The organism is Rhodanobacter sp. C03, from assembly GCF_002001175.1.
In the GTDB taxonomy this organism is placed as follows: Bacteria; Pseudomonadota; Gammaproteobacteria; order Xanthomonadales; family Rhodanobacteraceae; genus Rhodanobacter.
Genome location: NZ_MUNT01000006.1, coordinates 658,076 through 677,493, shown reverse-complemented (window position 1 = coordinate 677,493; position 19,418 = coordinate 658,076). Strand labels below are relative to the sequence as shown.

The 19,418-nt window shown below is 62.9% G+C and carries 15 protein-coding genes; 3 read left to right on the top strand and 12 right to left on the bottom strand.

Translation table 11 applies throughout. From position 1 onward, the window contains the following. The first annotated feature begins 185 nt into the window (after window positions 1-185). Window positions 186-2,801: a DNA gyrase subunit A gene (gene gyrA / locus B0E48_RS11240; protein ID WP_077518178.1), complete on the top strand. Its 2,616-nt coding sequence runs from the start codon at window positions 186-188 to the stop codon at window positions 2,799-2,801. A gap of 195 nt (window positions 2,802-2,996) precedes the next feature. Here gyrA and B0E48_RS11235 read toward each other — a convergent pair whose 3' ends face one another. Together B0E48_RS11235 and B0E48_RS11230 are read right to left on the bottom strand one after the other, a co-directional pair. Next, entirely contained in the window at window positions 2,997-4,382 is a 1,386-nt protein-coding gene (locus B0E48_RS11235; protein ID WP_077518177.1) for a transposase, read from the bottom strand. 132 nt (window positions 4,383-4,514) lie between these two features. Further along, the gene (locus tag B0E48_RS11230) at window positions 4,515-4,997 is read right to left on the bottom strand and encodes a peroxiredoxin (protein WP_077518176.1); all 483 of its coding nucleotides are present in this window, start codon (window positions 4,995-4,997) and stop codon (window positions 4,515-4,517) included. A 253-nt stretch (window positions 4,998-5,250) separates the two neighbouring features. Here B0E48_RS11230 and B0E48_RS11225 point away from each other — a divergent pair, with 253 nt between their 5' ends. Further along, a complete protein-coding gene (locus B0E48_RS11225; protein ID WP_077518417.1) occupies window positions 5,251-6,153 on the top strand; it encodes a DnaJ C-terminal domain-containing protein in 903 nt (300 codons plus the stop codon). A gap of 77 nt (window positions 6,154-6,230) precedes the next feature. On the opposite strand, the gene B0E48_RS11220 is transcribed toward B0E48_RS11225, so the two are convergent. From B0E48_RS11220 to B0E48_RS11175, 10 genes are all read right to left on the bottom strand, one after another. Then, complete coding sequence (locus tag B0E48_RS11220; protein WP_077518175.1) at window positions 6,231-6,596, bottom strand: response regulator; 366 nt, start codon at window positions 6,594-6,596, stop codon at window positions 6,231-6,233. Between the two features lie 68 nt (window positions 6,597-6,664). Next, a complete protein-coding gene (locus B0E48_RS11215; protein ID WP_077518174.1) occupies window positions 6,665-7,675 on the bottom strand; it encodes a YhdH/YhfP family quinone oxidoreductase in 1,011 nt (336 codons plus the stop codon). Continuing rightward, window positions 7,672-8,544 (bottom strand): hypothetical protein, encoded by an 873-nt coding sequence (locus B0E48_RS11210; RefSeq protein WP_139350248.1) that lies wholly within the window; start codon window positions 8,542-8,544, stop codon window positions 7,672-7,674. The genes B0E48_RS11215 and B0E48_RS11210 overlap by 4 nt, the downstream gene beginning before the upstream one ends. Window positions 8,545-8,590: 46 nt before the next feature. Further along, a complete protein-coding gene (locus B0E48_RS11205; RefSeq protein WP_077518172.1) occupies window positions 8,591-9,187 on the bottom strand; it encodes a TIGR00730 family Rossman fold protein in 597 nt (198 codons plus the stop codon). Window positions 9,188-9,303: 116 nt separating this feature from the next. Then, window positions 9,304-10,728 carry a dihydrolipoyl dehydrogenase gene (gene lpdA / locus B0E48_RS11200; protein ID WP_077518171.1) on the bottom strand — a complete coding sequence of 475 codons (1,425 nt, stop codon included), beginning with the start codon at window positions 10,726-10,728 and terminating at the stop codon, window positions 9,304-9,306. A 143-nt stretch (window positions 10,729-10,871) separates the two neighbouring features. Continuing rightward, the gene (gene odhB / locus B0E48_RS11195; RefSeq protein ID WP_077518170.1) at window positions 10,872-12,068 is read right to left on the bottom strand and encodes a 2-oxoglutarate dehydrogenase complex dihydrolipoyllysine-residue succinyltransferase; all 1,197 of its coding nucleotides are present in this window, start codon (window positions 12,066-12,068) and stop codon (window positions 10,872-10,874) included. Window positions 12,069-12,085: 17 nt separating this feature from the next. Further along, a complete protein-coding gene (locus B0E48_RS11190) occupies window positions 12,086-14,932 on the bottom strand; it encodes a 2-oxoglutarate dehydrogenase E1 component (protein ID WP_077518169.1) in 2,847 nt (948 codons plus the stop codon). A 313-nt stretch (window positions 14,933-15,245) separates the two neighbouring features. After that, a complete protein-coding gene (locus B0E48_RS11185; RefSeq protein ID WP_077518168.1) occupies window positions 15,246-16,196 on the bottom strand; it encodes a GNAT family N-acetyltransferase in 951 nt (316 codons plus the stop codon). After that, window positions 16,193-17,386 carry a cupin domain-containing protein gene (locus tag B0E48_RS11180; RefSeq protein WP_077518167.1) on the bottom strand — a complete coding sequence of 398 codons (1,194 nt, stop codon included), beginning with the start codon at window positions 17,384-17,386 and terminating at the stop codon, window positions 16,193-16,195. The genes B0E48_RS11185 and B0E48_RS11180 overlap by 4 nt, the downstream gene beginning before the upstream one ends. Window positions 17,387-17,425: 39 nt before the next feature. Next, a complete protein-coding gene (locus tag B0E48_RS11175; RefSeq protein WP_077518166.1) occupies window positions 17,426-18,175 on the bottom strand; it encodes a sulfite exporter TauE/SafE family protein in 750 nt (249 codons plus the stop codon). Between the two features lie 296 nt (window positions 18,176-18,471). Between B0E48_RS11175 and cysK the strand changes: the two genes are divergently transcribed. Then, window positions 18,472-19,413, top strand: a complete 942-nt coding sequence (gene cysK / locus B0E48_RS11170) for a cysteine synthase A (protein WP_077518165.1) — start codon at window positions 18,472-18,474, stop codon at window positions 19,411-19,413. Window positions 19,414-19,418: the final 5 nt, after the last annotated feature.

Here is a 19,418-nt window from a genome sequence, read left to right as displayed (position 1 = left end):
CGACAGTCCACTGAGTGCTTTTCAAGCGCCACAAAGCGTCGCTATAAGTCGTTGATACTTAACAGTTAAATCCAGACGTTTTGATGTCATTCGTGCTACACTTCGCAGGTTGATTTCGGGTCGCTCGCGCATGCGCTGGAGGCGCGGTGCCAGCGTCCTTTTTTTGTTATCAAGGAAGCCGATTCATGGCAGAACTCGCCAAAGAAATCATTCGCGTCAACATCGAAGACGAGATGCGCCAGAGCTATCTCGATTACGCCATGAGCGTGATCGTGGGCCGCGCTCTCCCGGATGTCCGCGATGGTCTGAAACCGGTGCATCGTCGCGTGCTGTTCGCGATGAATGAACTCGGTAACGTCTGGAACAAACCGTACAAGAAGTCGGCCCGCGTGGTCGGTGACGTGATCGGTAAATACCATCCGCATGGCGATCAGTCGGTCTACGACGCGATCGTGCGCATGGCGCAACCGTTCTCGCTGCGTTATCTGCTGGTCGATGGCCAGGGCAACTTCGGCTCGGTCGATGGCGACAACGCCGCCGCGATGCGATACACCGAGGTGCGCATGTCGCGGCTCACGCATGAGCTGCTGGCCGACATCGACAAGGAAACCGTCGACTTCGGGCCGAACTACGACGAGAGCGAACACGAGCCGCTGGTCTTGCCGGCGCGCGTGCCGAACCTGCTGATCAACGGCTCGGCCGGCATCGCCGTCGGCATGGCCACCAACATCCCGCCGCACAACCTCAATGAGGTGATCGCGGCGACGATGGCGCTGATAGATGAGCCGACGCTCTCGATCGACGACCTGATGCACTACATTCCGGGGCCGGATTTCCCGACCTACGGCATCATCAACGGCTCCTCCGGCATCATCGAGGCGTACCGCACTGGTCGTGGCCGCATTCTGGTGCGCGCGAAGGCAGAGATCGAGACCGAGCCGAACGGCCGCGAGACGATCATCGTCCACGAGCTGCCGTACCAGGTGAACAAGGCGCGGCTGATCGAGAAGATCGCCGAGCTGGTCAAGGAAAAGAAGCTCGAAGGCATCAGCGAGCTGCGCGACGAGTCCGACAAGGACGGCATGCGCGTCGTCATCGAGATCCGCAAGGATGCGATGGGCGATGTGGTGCTGAACAACCTGTTTCAGCAGACCCAGCTGCAGGTGACGTTCGGCATCAACATGGTGGCGTTGCTGGATGGCCAGCCGAAGCTGCTGAACCTCAAGGACATCCTCGAGGCGTTCATCCGTCACCGTCGCGAGGTGGTCACCCGCCGCACGATCTTCGAGCTGCGCAAGGCACGTGCCCGCGCGCATATCCTCGAAGGCTTGACCGTCGCGCTGGCCAACATCGACGAGATGATCGAGCTGATCAAGACCTCGGCCTCGCCGGCCGAAGCGCGCGAGCGCATGGTTTCCCGACACTGGGAAGCCGGCATGGTGCGCGCGCTGCTTTCGGCTACCGGCGCCCATGCGTCGCGGCCGGAAGAGATGGATCCACGCGATGGCCTGAAGGATGACGGCTACCAGCTGTCCGAAGCGCAGGCGCTGGAAATCCTGGCGATGCGCCTGCATCGCCTGACCGGTCTGGAGCAGGAAAAGCTTTCCGACGAATACCGGCAGATCCTGGAAACCATCCGCGGCCTGATCGAGATCCTGGAGAATCCAAACCGGTTGCTCGAAGTGATCCGCGGCGAACTGGAAGCGGTCAAGGCCGAGTTCGGCGACGCGCGCCGCACCGAGATCCAGCATTCACAGGAAGACCTCAACGTCCTCGACCTGATCGCACCGGAAGACGTGGTGGTCACGCTGTCGCATACCGGCTACATCAAGCGCCAGCCGGCCAGTACCTATCGTGCGCAGAAGCGTGGTGGCAAGGGTCGCTCGGCCTCGGCGCTGAAGGACGAGGATTTCGTCGAGCAGCTATGGGTGGTCAACACACATGACACCTTGCTCACCTTCACCAGCACCGGTCGTGTGTACTGGCTCAAGGTCTACCAGATGCCGGACGCGGGCCCCGGTGCGCGTGGCAAGCCGATCATCAACTTGCTACCGCTGGGCGCGGACGAGAAGGTGCAGGCAGTAGTGCCGGTGCGCGAATACCGCGACGACAGCTTCGTGTTCTTCGCGACGAAACACGGCACGGTGAAGAAGACGCCGCTGACCGAGTTCGCGTTCCAGCTGCAGAAGGGCAAGATCGCGATCAAGCTCGACGAGAACGATGCGCTGGTCAATGTCGAACTCACCGACGGTAACAGCGACATCCTGCTGTTCGCCTCGAACGGCAAGGTCAACCGCTTCGACGAAAACACCGTGCGCTCGATGGGCCGCACCGCCACCGGCGTGCGCGGCATGCGGCTGGCCGAAGGTGCGCAAGTCGTTTCGCTGATCGTGGCGGCTGAAGGTGACATCCTCACCGCGACCGAACGCGGCTACGGCAAGCGCACCCAACTGGTCGAGTTCACCAAGAAGGGCCGCGGCACCCAGGGTGTGATCGGCATCCAGTGCTCCGAGCGCAATGGCGCGCTGGTCGGCGCCGTTCAGGTCACCGAGGCGCACGAGCTGATGCTGATTTCCAATCAGGGCACGCTGGTGCGTACCCGCGTGGCGGAAGTCTCGCAGCTCAGCCGCAACACCCAGGGCGTCACCCTGATCAAGCTGCCGGCTGATGAAAAACTTGTCAGCGTGATGCGGCTGGATGCGGATGAGGATAGCGGCGAGGAAGGCGTAGTCGCCGATATTCCGGCACCGGTTGATGGCGAAGGTTCGGATACGATTGAGCCGATAGCCACCGAAGAGTGAGTAGCCTGATGCTGTCTTGAAAGAAAAACCCCGGCATTGCCGGGGTTTTTCTTTGAGGTTTTGTATGCACTCCTCAATATCTGCTTTCGGCCGATTCTGTTGAAAAACTCGCTTTTCTTAGTGCGAGTACTTGGCCGATAGCGCGATCGTCAATCCATCGGCGAAGTAATTGGGAGGGTCGAGCGCCCTTGAGCGCTATGCGGGGAGGCCTTTTGCGTCTTCTTGCACGGTTGGCATCAACCGCTTGGCCATTCGCCTCAGATTCTGGGCGATGGCTGCCATCAGAAACTCATCATGCGCACCATGCAAACCTCGCAGGCGCAATCGATCCAGCCGCAAGATGCGTTTGAGGTGAGCAAACAACATCTCGACCTTCTTGCGTTCGCAGCGTGACCGCAGATATTGCGGCGTCGTGGCAATCTTGCGTGCGACCTCGCGTGCATGTTCATGGATGCTGCGCGCGATCTTGCGCATCGGGGTGTTCGGACAGCATTGCTCTTTCAGTGAGCAGCCTCGGCAGTCATGCTCGCTGGCGCGATAGATGATCGTGTCGGCCTTGGTTACCCCGGTGCGCGGCACCTTGAAGGCGCGCCAGTTCGAGCGCAGCTCCTTGCCGCCAGGACAGTCATAGGCGTTGTCCTGCTCGTTCCAGGCAAACTCAGTCCGGGAGAACGTGCCATCGGATCGCTCCGATTTATCCCACACCGGCACGTGCGGTTCGATCCCTTTCTGTTCGACCAGCCATTCCAGCATGGTGGCTGAGCCATAGGCCGTATCGCCAATCAGCCGCTCAGGTTTCATGCCCATGCGCACTTCAGTGCGCTCCAGCATGGTACGTGTGGCATTTACTTCCGCCGTGCGATGCGCGGGACTCGCCTCCACATCCACGATCACACCTGCCTTGGTGTCGATGAGGTAATTGGTGGAGTAGGCGAAAAATGCCGGACCGCCGGGCGCGGCGGTCCACTGCGAGGCAGGATCGGTCAGCGACACATTCTTTGGCGGGATGCGTTCCTCCTCCGCAGCGTCCAATGCTTCAAGGTACTCGCGCACGGGTCGGGTGAGCGGCGTTGTCTTGTCCCAGTGCGCCTCCGCGCCCGACACGCCACGCTGACGGCTGGCGTCGGCCTTGATCACGCTCGCGTCCGTCGCGAATCCTTCGCCGCCAACCAGTCCCTCGCTCAGACAACGTGCCAGCACCTGTTCGAACACGAACCGCAGCGTGTCGTTGTCGCGAAACCGGCCGTGCCGGTTCTTCGAAAACGTCGAGTGATCCGGGATCGGATCTTCCAGGTCCAGTCGGCAGAACCAACGATACGCAAGGTTGAGGTGCACTTCCTCGCACAACCGACGTTCCGAGCGAATCCCGAAGCAGTAGCCCACGATCAGCATGCGGATCAGCAACACCGGGTCAATCGAGGGACGGCCAGTGTGACTGTAGTGCGCGGACAAATGCGTGTGCAGTTCGCTCAGATCAAGGAACTGATCAATGCCGCGAAGCAGATGATTGGCGGGGACGTGATCGTCAAGGTTGAAGGCGTAGAACAAGGGGGCTTGCGCAGCTTGCTGACGTCCCATCATCGCGAAAATCCCGCTCGGTCGATGGGTGATCAGTCAACCACTTCCATCGCACCGCGACAAGGGTGTTTTTCAACAGAATCGGCCGAAAGCCGACGTTAGCCAGCCTGCAATCAACATACCGGCATAAGTATCTTAATGTCCGATCGCCGCTAGCATCGCCTCGGCACTGGAAACCCGCAGCTCGCCAGGCGCTTCGACCTGCAGCACGCGCACCACATCATCTTCCGCGTACAGCGCGAAGCGGCGCGTGCGCAGGCCCATGCCGAACGCGGTGCCATCCAGCTCCAGTCCCAGCGCGCGGGTGAAGCTGGCGTTGCCGTCGGCAAGCATCAGCAGGCCGGCGGGAACCTGTTGCGCGGCGGCCCAGGCCTGCATCACGTAGGCGTCGTTGACGGCGAGGCACATCACGTTGATGTCGCGTTGCTGGAATTCGGCGTAATGACTGATATAGCCGGGCAGGTGCTTGTTGGAGCAGGTCGGGGTGAACGCACCAGGCAGGCCGAACAGCAGGACCTTCCGTCCGGCGAACAGCTCGCCGGTATGTCCTGGCCTTATCGCGCCGTCGATGACCTGGATGGTGGTGTCCGGAATCGTGTCGCCAGGCTGGATGGTCATGCGGGTCTCGGGATGGGGGAAGTTTCGCCATGCTAAATCGCCCGGTGGCGGCCTGTCGCCTTGAATCGTCCGCCGCCGGGACCTATTTCTGTGACAGGTGGTGATGGAGGCAACCGTTCGAGGCCACAGCGGGTGGAGAAGGCCCCGGCGCCGCTTCGACGCATTACCATCAACACCTGTCACCGAGTCGCATGCAGGTCTTGCCCGCAGCGGAGTCGATTCGCCGCTGTTTTGTGTGAGCTGGGGAGTGTTCGTGGAATTCAAAGACTATTACGAGATCCTGGGTGTGAAGCCCGATGCCAGCGAAGCCGAGATCAAGGCGGCGTATCGCAAGCTGGCGCGCAAATACCATCCGGACAAGAACAAGGAAGCCGGTGCCGAGGAGAAATTCAAATCGGTCAACGAGGCTAACGAAGTACTCAAGGACGCCGAGAAGCGGCGCTCCTACGATCAGCTGCGCGCTGGCGGCTATCGGCAGGGCGAGCAGTTCCGGCCGCCGCCGGGTTGGCAAGGGCAGCAGGGCTTCGGTGGTGGCGGAGACGACGGCGATTTCAGCGACTTCTTCGAGAGTCTGTTTGGCCGTGGTGCAGCCGGTGCTGGCCAACGCGGCCAGCCGCGTCCACGCCGCGGCCAGGACGTTCAGGCATCGGTGCGAATCGACCTGCAGACCGCATTCGATGGCGGCCGCACACGCCTGGCGTTGCATGATCCGGCTGGTGGCGAGCGCGTGCTGGAAGTGAAGATTCCGGCCGGCATCAACCCCGGCCAGGTGATTCGCCTTTCCGGGCAGGGTCAGCCGGGCATGGCTGGCGGTCCGAATGGCGATCTGCTGCTGGAAGTGGGCATTCACGATGATGCGCGTTTCCGCCTGGACGGCCGCAACGTGGTGCATGTGTTGCCGATCGCTCCGTGGGAAGCGGCGCTGGGAGCCACGCTGCCGGTACCGACTCTGGCCGGTACGGTCGATCTGCGCATCCCGGCGGGTTCGCAGTCGGGACGCAAGTTGCGGTTGAAGGGCCGTGGCATGCCGGGCGCACATCCGGGCGATCAGATGGTGGAACTTTCGATCCGGGCGCCACTGGCGGATAACGACGAGCAGCGTGCGGCCTATGAAGCGCTGCATGAACACTTCAAGGACTACGATCCGCGCCGGTAACAGGTTGCCGGTGGGTCAATAGAAAACGGCGCCGAAGGGCGCCGTTTGCATGAGCGTGATGAGTTGCCGGACCAGGATCAGTGCGGCAGAAACTCGTTCAGCGCCTTGACCAGTTCCTCTTCCTTGATCGGCTTGGTCACGTAGGCCTTGGCGCCCTGGCGCATGCCCCAGACCTTGTCCGTTTCCTGATCCTTGGTGGTCACCAGGATGATCGGGATATGCGCGGTGTCGGGATTCTTGCTGATCGTGCGCGTCGCCTGGAAACCATTGAGGTTCGGCATCACCACGTCCATCAGGATCAAATCGGGCTTTTCCAGCTTGGCCACTTCGACGCCAGCGGCACCATCTTCGGCGGAAAGGGTCTCATGCCCGAGTTTTTCGACGATTCGTTTGATGCCCAGCAACTGGGACGGGGAATCGTCGACGATCAGGATACGTGCCATATGGTGATAGTCCCCAGCGAGTTTCGTTGATTCTAAGCCGTGATGAAGCGACTTCCAAGCGCGGTTCGTCAAACCGTGTTGCCAATGCGCAGCAAAGTGCGGCCGAACGAGTCGCCGGCGAGCATATGCACGAATACTTCAGGCAGTTCGTCGAACGTGATTTCACGCGTGGCGATGCGCTCCAGATGTTGCGGCTTCCAGTCACTGGCCAGATGTCGCCAGACCTCGTCACGGATGTGACGAGCGGTGCCGGCTGACGCGATACCGAGCAGGCTGGCGCCGCGGATGATGAACGGCATGACGGTGCTGTCGAAAGCGATGCCGCCCGCGTTGCCGCAGATCGCCACGTTGCCGTAGGGCGCGATCAGCGGCAGCAGCCCGGCCAGCATCGCGCCGCCGACGTTATCCAACGCACCACCGAAGCGCACCGAATCCATTGGCTTGCCACTGAAGGCGAGCTGGTGGCGGTCGATGCATGCGGTGGCGCCGAGACTGCGCAGAAAGTCGAAATGATCCGCCTTGCCGCTGATCGCATGCACCTCGTACCCGGCACGGCTGAAGATATCGATCGCCAACTGGCCGACGCCGCCACTGGCGCCGGTCACGGCAATCGGGCCGAGTGCCGGCGTCTGCCGGCTGTCCTGCATGCGCAACAGCGCCAGCGCGGCGGTGAAGCCGGCGGTGCCGAGGATCATGCTTTCACGCAGACTCAGGCCCGATGGCAGCGGAATCGTCCAGCGCGCTTCCAGCCGCGCGTATTCGCCATAGCCGCCGTCACGCGTTTCAGACAGGCCGCTGCCGGTGCACAGCACCGCATCGCCTTCCTTGAACGCGGGATCGGTGGAGGCGACCACATGGCCAGCAACGTCGATACCGCCATTGAGCGGGAACTGGCGCAGGATTTTGCCCTTGCCAGTGCCGGCCAGCGCATCCTTGTAATTCACCGACGAATACGCGGTCTTGATCAGCACCTCGCCAGGCGACAGTGCATCAGCCGTCATGCTTTCGACACCGGCGCGGTAGCCGGAGTCATCGTTGTGGATGCGGAAGGCGCGGAAGGCAGAAACGGATGGAGTCATGACTTGTCTTCTTTGACGATGCGAATATGTCCCGCTTCGACGGCCCATTTCAGATGGTTCTGCGTTGTGAGTACGTATATGGTCTTGTGGTACGAGAGGCTCATGAACACGTGGAACTGGGTGGGAGTTGGCGAGGTGAGGTGTGTGACCACCATGGCGACGCTGTTGGCCGGTTCCTTCGTGACAGTGATGCAGCTCTTGGTCTGCGCGAAGTGGCTGGGTGGCGCATCGCCCTTGAGGGTGTAGCGCAGTTCGTGGAAACCGCCCAGATAGTAGGTGTCTGCGTCGGTGCGGGCCGGAAGCAAATCCACGTTGGCGAACAGGTTGCCGTGTTCTTGCCACAGCATGACGGCTTGGTTGTACTGCGGTGCACAGCGAAGCACATTGACCTTCATGGCGAGGTCGCGAACCTGAACCTCAATGGCCTCGGTGCCTGCAATGGGTCGCGCTGGCTTGTTTCGATGAAAGGATACCCGTGGTTTGCCATCCACGAATTGCACGGTGGCGTCGGCAAATGCATATGGCTTGCCATCTTTGTCTTCGGTAAATGCTACTGACCACAGGTCACCGGCTGCGTCTTCACTATTCGTGAGCCAGCCAGTGGGATGGGCAACTTCCTTCAGGGCACCCGAATCCACCATGGTGTCACTGGCGATGGCGGAAGCGGTGTCGTTGCGATACAGCAAGAAACCCTTGACTGTCGCGTCGACGACAGTGTCGCGGAGATCCGCAGGTACGCTTGGATCGGCCTTCGGGGCGGATACCGACTGGGTGGCTGAAGGAGTACTCCAGTCGGCACTGGCTACCGGAAGTGCGAAAAACATGACGGTGATAGCCAGCGGGATAGAGCGATGGCATTTCATGAGCATGTGCACATCCTATGACGAGACCTGTAGCGGGTTGTAGCGCAGGTGATCAGGCCTTGACGCTGGACGGGTCAATCACGCGGGACGCATTGCCGCCATCGTAACTGTCCATCCAGTCGAACAGCGCGGTCATCGAATTGCCGAACCATACACTGTCGCGTTGGCCGGCCTTCACGAAACCTTCGTCGACCATGTGGTCCATCATCGTGCGCAGACCGCCGTAATAACCACGCACATCTAGGAACGCGCATGGGTAGCGATGCAGGCCAAGTTGCGCCCAGGTCAGCATCTCGAACATCTCATCCATCGTGCCGAAACCACCGGGCAGGGCGATGAAAGCATCGGACAGTTCGTACATGCGCGTCTTTCGCTGGTGCATGGTCTCGACCACGACCAGTTCGCTCAGGCCCGGATGGGCCACTTCGAGCTCCACCAGCTGGCGCGGGATCACGCCGATGACCTTGCCACCGCCAGCGAGCACGGCGTCGGCCACGGTGCCCATCAGACCGACCTTGCCGCCACCGTAGACCAGGGCGATGTCGCGACGGGCCATTTCGGTGCCGAACGCACGCGCCTGTTCGGTGTACTCGGGGTACTTGCCACCGCTGGAGCCGCAGTAGACGCAGAGCGATGTAACTTTGGCCATCTATATCTCCAAAAGCGCGAAACCCGTCCTTGGGAGACGGGTCGCGTGTCGTACGTGATTAGATATCCCGGATCGACGCACATGCACGCGCTGCCCGGGATGAGCGCATCCTGCGCTCAGTTGCCCTTGTGGATCGCGCGCTTGTCGACCGATAGCGCGGCTTCGTGCACGGCCTCGGACAACGTCGGATGCGCATGGACGATGCGCGCCAGATCCTCGGACGAGCCCTTGAACTCCATCGCGACGACGCACTCGGCGATCAGCTCGGAGACGCCCGGACCAACCATGTGCACGCCGAGGATGCGATCGGTCTCGGCATGGGCGAGCATCTTCACCTGGCCGACGGCCTCGTTCATCGCGACGGCACGGCCGATCGCGGCGAACGGGAAGCTGCCGACCTTGTACGGGATGCCGGCGTCCTTCAATTCCTTTTCGGTCTTGCCGGCCCAGGCGATTTCCGGCTCGGTGTAGATCACCCACGGCACCGTGTCGTAGTTGACGTGACCAGCCTTGCCGGCAATCCACTCGGCCACCGCCACGCCTTCCTCGGAACCCTTGTGCGCGAGCATCGGGCCGCGCACGGCGTCGCCGATCGCCCACACACCGTCGACGCCGGTGTGGCAGTGCTCGTCGACAACGATGCGGCCGCGCTCGTCCAGCTTCACGCCAGTGTCATCGGCCAGCAGGCCGGCGGTGTAGGCGCGACGACCCACAGCGACCAGCAGCTTGTCGACGACGAGATTCTGCTCACCGTCCTTGTCGGTGTAGGTGAGGTGCACGCCATCCTTCTTCACCTCGGCCTTGTTGAGCTTGGCGTTGAGCTTGATGGTCAGGCCCTGCTTGGCGAATTCCCTCGCGGCCACCTTGGCCACGTCGGCGTCGGCGACAGCGAGGAACTCCGGCAGCGCTTCGATGATGGTGACTTCGGCGCCGAGACGGCTCCACACGCTGCCGAGCTCAAGGCCGATCACACCGGCACCGATCACGCCCAGTCGCTTCGGCACTTCGGTGAAGTCCAGCGCGCCAGCGTTATCGACAATCGACTTGCCATCGAACTTCGCGAACGGCAGCTCGATCGGTACCGAGCCGGAGGCGAGGATCACGTTGGTCGCGCTGATCGTCTGCTTGGCGCCATCGGCACCGGTGATCTCGACGTTATTGCCTTTGAGCAGTTTGCCGGTACCGAAGTACGGCGTGATCTTGTTCGCCTTGAACAGCTGTGCCACGCCGCCGGTGAACTGCTTGACGATCTTGTCCTTGCGGCCGACGAAGGTGGGTACGTCGATCTTCGCGTTGTCGGCCGTGATGCCGTGCACGCCGAAGTTGTGCGTGAGGTTGTGGAACTGGCGCGAGGAGTCGAGCAGCGCCTTCGACGGGATGCAGCCCACGTTGAGGCAGGTGCCGCCGAGTGCCTGCTTGCCGTCCTTGCCGGCGAAGGCATCCACGCAGGCGGTCTTCAGGCCCAGCTGTGCGGCACGGATCGCGGCCACATAGCCGGCCGGGCCGGCGCCGATGACGATGACGTCGAATTTGTCGCTCATGTGTGTTCCTTTGCTAGCGAGTCAGTGCTCGCAGATGGAGCGGATATGGGCTCTGGTGGTTGGAATGCAACGCGAAAACCATTTGTTTCGGTGGTATTTCAGTACCAGAGCCACGTTACCTATTTGGCATTTGAGCGGGACGCTCAAATGCCGAGCAGCATGCGCTGCGGATTCTCCAACTGGTTCTTGATGTCGACCAGGAACAGCACTGCGTCCTTGCCATCGATGATGCGATGGTCATACGACAGCGCGATGTACATCATCGGCGCGGCGATGATCTGGCCGTTCTCGACGATCGCGCGGTCCTTGATCGTGTGCATGCCGAGGATCGCGCTCTGCGGCGGGTTGACGATCGGCGTGGACAGCAGCGAACCGAACGTGCCGCCATTCGTGATGGTGAAGGTGCCGCCCTGCAGGTCATCCAGCGACAGCTTGTTCGCGCGCGCCTTGACGGCATAGTCGGCAATGCCTTTCTCGACGTCAGCGAAGCTCATGTCCTGCACGTCGCGCAGCACCGGGGTGACCAGACCCTTGTCGGTGGATACGGCGATCGAGATGTCCTGATAGCCGTGGTAGATCACGTCGTTGCCGTCGACCGAGGCGTTGACGAACGGGTAGCGCTTCAGCGCTTCGGCCGCGGCCTTGACGAAGAAGCTCATGAAGCCGAGCTTGACGCCGTGTTCCTTCTGGAACGCCTCGCCCAGCGACTTGCGCATCTTCGTCACCTCGGCCAGGTTCACTTCGTTGAACGAGGTGAGCATGGCGATCGAGTTCTTCGACTGCATCAGGCGCTCGGCGATGCGCAGGCGCATGCGCGTCATCGGCACGCGCTCTTCCGGACGCGAGCCCGGGGTCGGCTTCGCCGCCGGCGCAGCGGCAGCCGGAGCGGGAGCACCCTTGCCATAATTGACCAGGTCTTCCTTGGTCACACGGCCATCGCGGCCGGTGCCGGCCACCTTGGACGGGTCGATGTTTTCCTCGGTGGCTACGCGTAGCCCGGCGGGTGACAGATCGTCGGCACCCTTGGCCGCAGCCTTCGGTGCGGCAGCAGCCGGTGCAGCTGCGGCTGCCTTCGGCGCTTCTGCCGGCGCGGCGGCAGCCGCACCTTCCTCGATGATCGCGATGATCTGCTGGCTGTTCACCGTGTCGCCGACCTGCTGGCGTATTTCCTTCAGCACGCCATCGACCGGCGAGGGTACTTCCAGCACCACCTTGTCGGTTTCGAGATCGACCAGGTTCTCGTCGCGCTTGACCGCGTCGCCGGCCTTCTTGTGCCAGCTGGCGATGGTGGCGTCGGAGACGGACTCGGGCAGAACGGGGACTTTGACTTCGATGGACATGAGGGATCCTTGGGCCTTTATTCTGCTGAGTGGTCGGTGCCGACCGGCGCAACCAGCGCCTGCTCGACGAGTGCTGCTTGTTCGGCAACATGGGTATTGAGATGGCCGGCGGCCGGTGCCGGTGAGCGTGCGCGTCCCGCATAGGAGAGACTGCGCTTGCTGCCGGTGCAGGCCTGCAGGTGATGACGGATCTGGAACCAGGCGCCCTGGTTCATCGGCTCTTCCTGGCACCAGATCACTTCCTTGGCGGAAGGATACTTGTCCAGTTCGGCGGTGACTTCGACGCGCGGGAACGGATACAGCTGCTCGACACGCACGATCGTCACATCGTTCGATCCGCGCTTCTCGGCGTCTTCCAGCAGGTCGTAATAGACCTTGCCCGAGCACAGCACGACGCGCTTGACCTTCTTCGCCGGCAGCTCGCGATGCTCGCCGATCACCAGCTGGAAGCTGCCGTTGGCCAGTTCGTCCAGCGAGGACACGGCCAGCTTGTGGCGCAGCAGCGATTTCGGCGTCATCACGATCAGCGGCTTGCGCACCGGGCGCAGCATCTGCCGGCGGATCATGTGGAAATCCTGTGCCGGCGTGGTCGGCACGCAGACCTGCATGTTGTCGAATGCGCACAGCTGCAGGAAGCGCTCGAGGCGCGCGGAGGAATGCTCCGGACCCTGGCCTTCGTAGCCGTGCGGCAGAAACAGCGCGAGGCCGCACAGGCGATTCCATTTCGCTTCGCCGGAGCTGATGAACTGGTCGATTACCACCTGGGCGCCGTTCGCGAAATCGCCGAACTGGCCTTCCCAGATATTCAGCGTGTCCGGGTCGGTAGTGGAGTGGCCGTACTCGAATGCCATCACCGCTTCCTCGCTTAGCAGCGAGTCGATCACTTCCACGTCGGCTCCGGCGCGGATCGTCGCGAGCGGCATGTAGGTGTGGCCGTCCTTCTGGTCATGCAGCACGGCGTGCCGATGGAAGAACGTGCCACGACCGGAATCCTGGCCGACCAGGCGCATGTCGTGACCGGCATCGATCAAGGTGGCGTAGGCCAGGTTCTCGGCAAAGCCCCAGTCGGCCGGCTGTTCTCCAGCGGCCATCTTGCGGCGGTCGTCGTAGATCTTCGCCACGCGTGCCTGCAGCGTGATGTCGGCGGGCAGGGTGAGGATCTTGCTGGAGAGTTCCTGCAGCTTCTGCTTCGGCACGCTGGTGTCGGTCGGCGTCGACAGCTTGCCGCCGATGAACTTCGCCCAGTCGACATGGCCGTCGCGGGTCGGCGACGGGTCGAGTTCGGTCATCGGTGCACCGGCTTCGAGCCGGTCGCGATAGGCCTCGAACTGCTTCTGCGCATCGCCTTCGGCCAGCACGCCTTCTTTCACCAATTGCTGCTGGTACAGGTCGCGCGCGGTGGGGCGGGCGCGGATGATCTTGTACATCACCGGTTGGGTCGCGGCCGGCTCGTCGGCCTCGTTGTGACCGTGGCGGCGGTAGCAGACCAGGTCGATCACCACGTCGCGGCGGAACTGCTTGCGGAAATCGTAGGCGAGGCGGGTGACTGCGATCACCGCTTCCGGGTCGTCGCCATTCACATGCAGCACCGGCGCATTGACCATCTTGGCCAGGTCGGTGCAGTACATGGTCGAACGGGCGTCCTGCGGATTGGAGGTGGTGAAGCCGACCTGGTTGTTGATCACGATGTGCAGGCTGCCACCGATCTTGAAGCCACGGGCCTGCGACATGTTCAGCAGTTCCATGTTGACGCCCTGGCCGGCGAACGCGGCGTCGCCATGGATCAGCACGGCCATCGACTGCGTGTGCATGGTGTCGCGGCGGCGGGTCTGGCGCGCATGCACCGAACCACAGACTACCGGGTTGACGATTTCCAGATGCGAGGGGTTGAACGCCAGCGCCACGTGCACGCCGCCCTTGGGCGTCTTGACGTCGGCGGAGAAGCCCATGTGGTACTTCACGTCGCCGGAATGGGCCGGGTCGTCCGGATGTTCGAACTTGCCTTCGAATTCGTCGAACAGGGTCTTCGGCGGCTTGCCGAGGATGTTGACCAGCACGTTGAGGCGGCCGCGATGGGCCATGCCGATCACCAGCTCCTTGATGCCGTTGTCGCCGGCGGCGCGCACGACGTCGTCGATCATCGGGATCAGGCTGTCCCCGCCTTCCAGCGAGAAGCGCTTCTGGCCCACGTACTTGGTGTGCAGGTAGCGTTCGAGACCTTCGGCGGCGGTGAGGCCGTCCAGCACGCGCTGCTTGCCAGCCTTGTCCAGCGTGCTCTTGCCGGCGGCCTGTTCGAGCCGGCTGTAGATCCAGTTGCGCTGCTCGTGATTGCTGATGTGCATGAATTCCGTGCCGATCGTGCTGGCATAGGTCTTCTGCAGGCGGCTCAGCAGCTCGCGCAGTTTCAGGCGCTGACCGCCACCGGCGTAGTTGCCGGTGTCGAATTCGGTGTCCAGGTCGGCATCGGAGAGACCGTGGAAGGCGAGGCCGAGATCCGGCGCCGACATCTTCTCGGTCAGGCCGAGCGGATCGAGATCGGCAGCCAGATGGCCGCGCGAACGATAGGCGGTGAGCAGGCGCAGCACGCCAGCCTGCTTGCGCGCGTGCTCGTCGCTGATCGGCGCAGCGGCGGCACCGTTGCCTACATGACGCTGCTTTTGCGCAGCCTCGATACGTGCAATGGCCGGGACATGAGAGACATCTCCCGACTCGCGACCTTTGAAGGTCTCGAAGTATTTGCTCCACTCGGCGGGTACCGACGTAGCGTCGGCCAGCCAGGCGTCATAAAGCGATTCGACATAATCGGCGTTGCCGCCAGCGAGTTGGGAGGAATCGAAGAACTCGCGGATCAGGTTTGTGCTCACGTCACCACCGGCAGGGAAGGGATGCTTGCAGCCATCCGTGTGACCAAGGAAGTCGCGGTTTTTGGCGGGTTTTCAAGCCCGACCGACCGTTCAAACGGATGACTGGAGAGAATCCGGACAATTATAGCCTTTGGCTGCCGCGAGGCGGCAACCCGCAAGGTGCTCGAAACAGGCTGCCAGCGTGCATTCGAGACGATGGTCTAATGGATTCTCGTCGCAGGCAGCGGTTTTCAGGCGCTTTGTCGATGACGCCGGTGACCGACCGGCAAAATCCACCAGGCCAGCTGGTGTTCAGCCGGTTTTCTGGTGCGGGTCAGATATCCAGTGTCTGCAGGATGCTGGCGCGCTCGGCACGCTCCCACACTTCGTCGAAATGCTGTTGCAGCGGCGCGTGGCTTGCGCGGTCGTGAAGAGCTGCGCGGCCTTGCGGGCGATCCGCCTCAGGCAGGAACAGATAGCCGCCGATGTCGTTGAGCAGATAGGCCGAGACATAGGCCTGGTCGGCTTCTTCCACCGGCATGCGGATCTGGATCGCGCCGGGCAGGCGCTGCGCCAGCGCGATCAGTCGATGGTCGTTGCGCAAGGCTGCCGCCGGGTCGTGCAGCAGGATTCGGATCTGCGCGCCGCGACCGGAGATCGCGATACGGCGCAATTCGGCCAGTTCTTCCGCGCTGGCATAGCTGTCGTTGCCGAGCAGTGGCATGTAAATGGCCAACCGGTGGCGCGTCTCGCCCAGCAACTGCAATCGGGCAGCAGCGGTTTCGCTGCGCGAGCCGGCAGGCAGCGCACCGATGTCGCGCTGAGGCCGCTCATCATCTGCAAAGGCGGCCAAGCTCAGGCGCATGGACCGATGCGCCAGCCCGGCATCCTCGAACTCCGCGCCATACGCGATGAAGCCTTCGCGTTCGTAGAAGCCGAGCGCACTGACCTGGGCATCCAGCGCGACTTGCGGCCAGCCTTGCGCGCGGGCACGCGCAATCAGTTCGCGCAGCAAGGCCACGCCGACACCATGGCCGCGCCATTCCTGCAACACCGCCATGCGGCCGATCTTGTGTGCCGGCGTGAGCCGGCCGCAGCCGATCGGCTGGCCGGCCTCGTCGCGTGCCAGCACATGCCAGCAGTCGGCATCGAGCCCGTCGCGTTCGCGCGCCTCGGGCACGCCCTGTTCCTGGATGAATACCGTGTGGCGCAGGTCGAGCAGGGCCGCGCGCTGATCCTCGCGCGACCACTCGGCGATCTCGACCTGGAAGTTCTGCAGCTTCATCGGCGGCGGGATTTTCTCGGCAGCAGATGACCGTCATTGACCAGCGCCAGCAGCAACGCGCGTTCGGTGGCATTCGGCTTGCCGGTAAGGCCGAGTGCGCGTTGTTCGCACAATTGCTGCGCCAGTGCGGGCGTAGCCGGATAGGCGTGACCGCTGACATACAGCGTGCAGCCGGACTTGCCCTGGCTCCAGGCCAGTCGCGACCAGGGATGACGCAGCAGCTGCGCGCCGGCAGCGAGCTGTTTGGCCAGTGCATCCTCGCCCAGCGGCTTGTCCAGCGGCGCCGGCACCTGTGCATTGCGGTAGCGGGTGATGAAGCGGCCGAACCAGTCGCGCAGCATGTCATCGCGCAGCACCGCGGCAAACGGCAGCGCCATCTTCAGGCGTTCGATCGCGGCACGATCGATCTCGCCGGTGGCCTTGGCTGGTTTCAGATCGGGGTCGGCATAGCGCAGCTCTTCCGGCAGGTGCTCGGCGATATGGTCGGCCAGGTCGCCGGTCAGTTCAGCTTGCGAGGGCGCGCGCATGCCGATCGAGAACGTCATGCACGGACCGCCGAAGGCCACGCCGTCGTGTGGGACGCCAGGTGGCAAGTACAGCATGTCGCCCGGTTCCAGCAGCCATTCGTGGGTCGATTCGAACTGCGCGAGTTGCTTCAGTTCGACGTCATGACGGAACTCCTTCGGCGCCATCGGATCATCGCTGATCGCCCAGTGGCGCTGGCCCAGTCCCTGCAACAGGAACACGTCGTATTGATCGACATGCGCGCCGACGCCGCCGCCCGGCTCGGCGTAGGAGACCATGATGTCGTCCAGGCGCCAGCTCGGCAGGAAGCTGAAGTGATCCAGCAGTCCGGCGACATCCGCATCCCACTTGTCCACGTCCTGCACCAGCAGGGTCCAGTTGGTGCTGGGAGTCTTGGCGAAATCGGCTTCGTTCAGCGGACCGGGATTGACGTGCCAACGGTCACGCTTCTCGTCGTGGATGATCAACCGGGCCAACGCACCTTCCTCGCAAGCCAGGCCAGCCAGGTCGTCCGGCTGCAGTGGCGGCTGGAAATCGGCGAACGCGCGACGGATCAGCAGTGGCCGTTTCTGCCAGTAGTCGCGCAAGAATCGGGCCGGGCTCATGCCCAGCGGATGCGCGGCGCTGCCGCGGACTTCAATCGGGAGGTGGTTGGTGGGCTTCATCCGCCCATTGTAGTGGCGGCAGCCGGGTTTGCATGGGCCTCAGCCGAACATGCGGATCGCATTGTTGATGCCCAGCGCGAGCACGGCGAAGCCGGCCAGCATCGTCGCTGCCCGCGCCGGAATGCGCCGGATGAACAGCGCGCCGAACGGTGCGGCAAGCACGCCGCCGATGATCAGGCCGAGCACGGCTGAGCCGTGGCTGGTGCCGATCGTGAGCAGGAAACTCATGCTGGCGGCGATGCTCACCACACATTTGGCCAGGTGCACGCTGCCGATGACCACGCGTGGCGGCAGGCCGCGCGCGAGCAGGATGGTGACGGTCAGTGCGCTCCAGCCACCACCGCCGATCGCGTCGACAAAACCGGCCAGCAGCCCCATCAAGCCGGTGCCGCGCGGCACATCGGTGCGCTGTCCGGGCTGGTGGCTGCGGCGGAACAGCAGGAACAGGCCCATGCCCAGCAGGTACGGCGTCAGGGCGATGCGCATCCACTGTGCTGGCACGTTGACCGCCACCAGTACGCCAAGCAGGGCACCCAGTACACCCGGCAGGACCAGTGCCAGAAACAATGGGCGGCGCACGTTGCCGGCCATCAAATGGCTGATGCCGGATGCGCCACAAGTGAAGGTCTCGGCGTAATGCACACTCGCGCTGGCTGCCACCGGCGGCATGCCCAAACCCATCAACAGCCCAGCCGAGGTCACACCATAGGCCATGCCCAGCGCGCCATCAATCAGCTGGGCGAAGGCGCCGACGGCGACAAAGATAAGCAGTTCGGTCAAATCAGGCATGTCAATCAGAGGGTCTTACGAAAGAGTATCAGCCTTGTGTCGGAGCGCAAAGAAACGACCGGCCAGTGTCACGACATGCCAACTTGTGTCTGCTGGTGCATGCGCATGCTTGAAAAATGGACGTAAAGACGGCTAAATGTTATGACACGATGTCTGGGTTGACTGCGTTGCCAGTCGAGCCAAACCACGGCTGAAGACGAGCTGTCGGCGGCTGTCCATCAGGGCTGACGATAGTTTTACCTGTGTGGGCGCATCATCGCCGACGTCGTTTCCCGACCCATTCCGTGGAGTGAACCATGATCTACGACAGCATCCTCGACACCATCGGCAATACGCCGATCATCAAACTCCAGCGCCTGGCGCCGAAGCATGTCGACTTGTACGTGAAGGTGGAGGCATTCAATCCGGCCGGCTCGGTGAAGGACCGCCTGGCGCTGGCGATCATCCTCGATGCCGAGCAGCGCGGCACGCTCAAGCCCGGCCAGACGGTGGTCGAAGCCACTTCGGGCAACACGGGTGTGGCCTTGGCGGCGGTGTGCGCAGCACGTGGCTACCCGTTCGTGGCGGTGATGACCGAGACCTTCTCGATCGAACGACGCAAGCTGATTCGCGCCTATGGCGGCAAAGTGCTGCTGACGCCGGCGGCTGCCCGCGGCACCGGCATGGTGCAGAAGGCGGCCGAGCTGGCGCAGAAACACGGCTGGTTCCTTGCCCGGCAGTTCGAGAATCCGGCCAACCCGGCCTATCACCGCCAGACCACAGCGCCGGAGATCCTGCGTGATTTTGCCGGTCGCCGCTTCGACTACTTCGTCAGCGGTTGGGGCACCGGCGGCACCATTACCGGTGTCGGCGAGGTCCTCAAGGTGGCGCGGCCGGAGGTGAAGATCATTGCCACCGAGCCGGCTGGCGCGGCGCTGCTGTCAGGCAAGGAGTGGCAGCCGCACAAGATCCAGGGCTGGACGCCGGACTTCGTGCCGGCCGTACTCAACCGCAAGGTGGTCGACGCGATCGTGCCGGTCGACGATGTGCTGGCCCGCGATACTTCCAGGGCGCTGGCGCAGCAGGAGGGTATCTTTGTCGGGATATCGTCCGGTGCCACGCTCGCCGCGGCACTGCAGGTGGCAGCCGATGCGCCACAGGGCTCGGTGCTGTTGGCGATGCTGCCGGATACCGGCGAGCGCTATCTGTCGACCTTCCTGTTCGAGGGTGTCAACGAAGGCTCGGACGAGATCGAGTGACAACA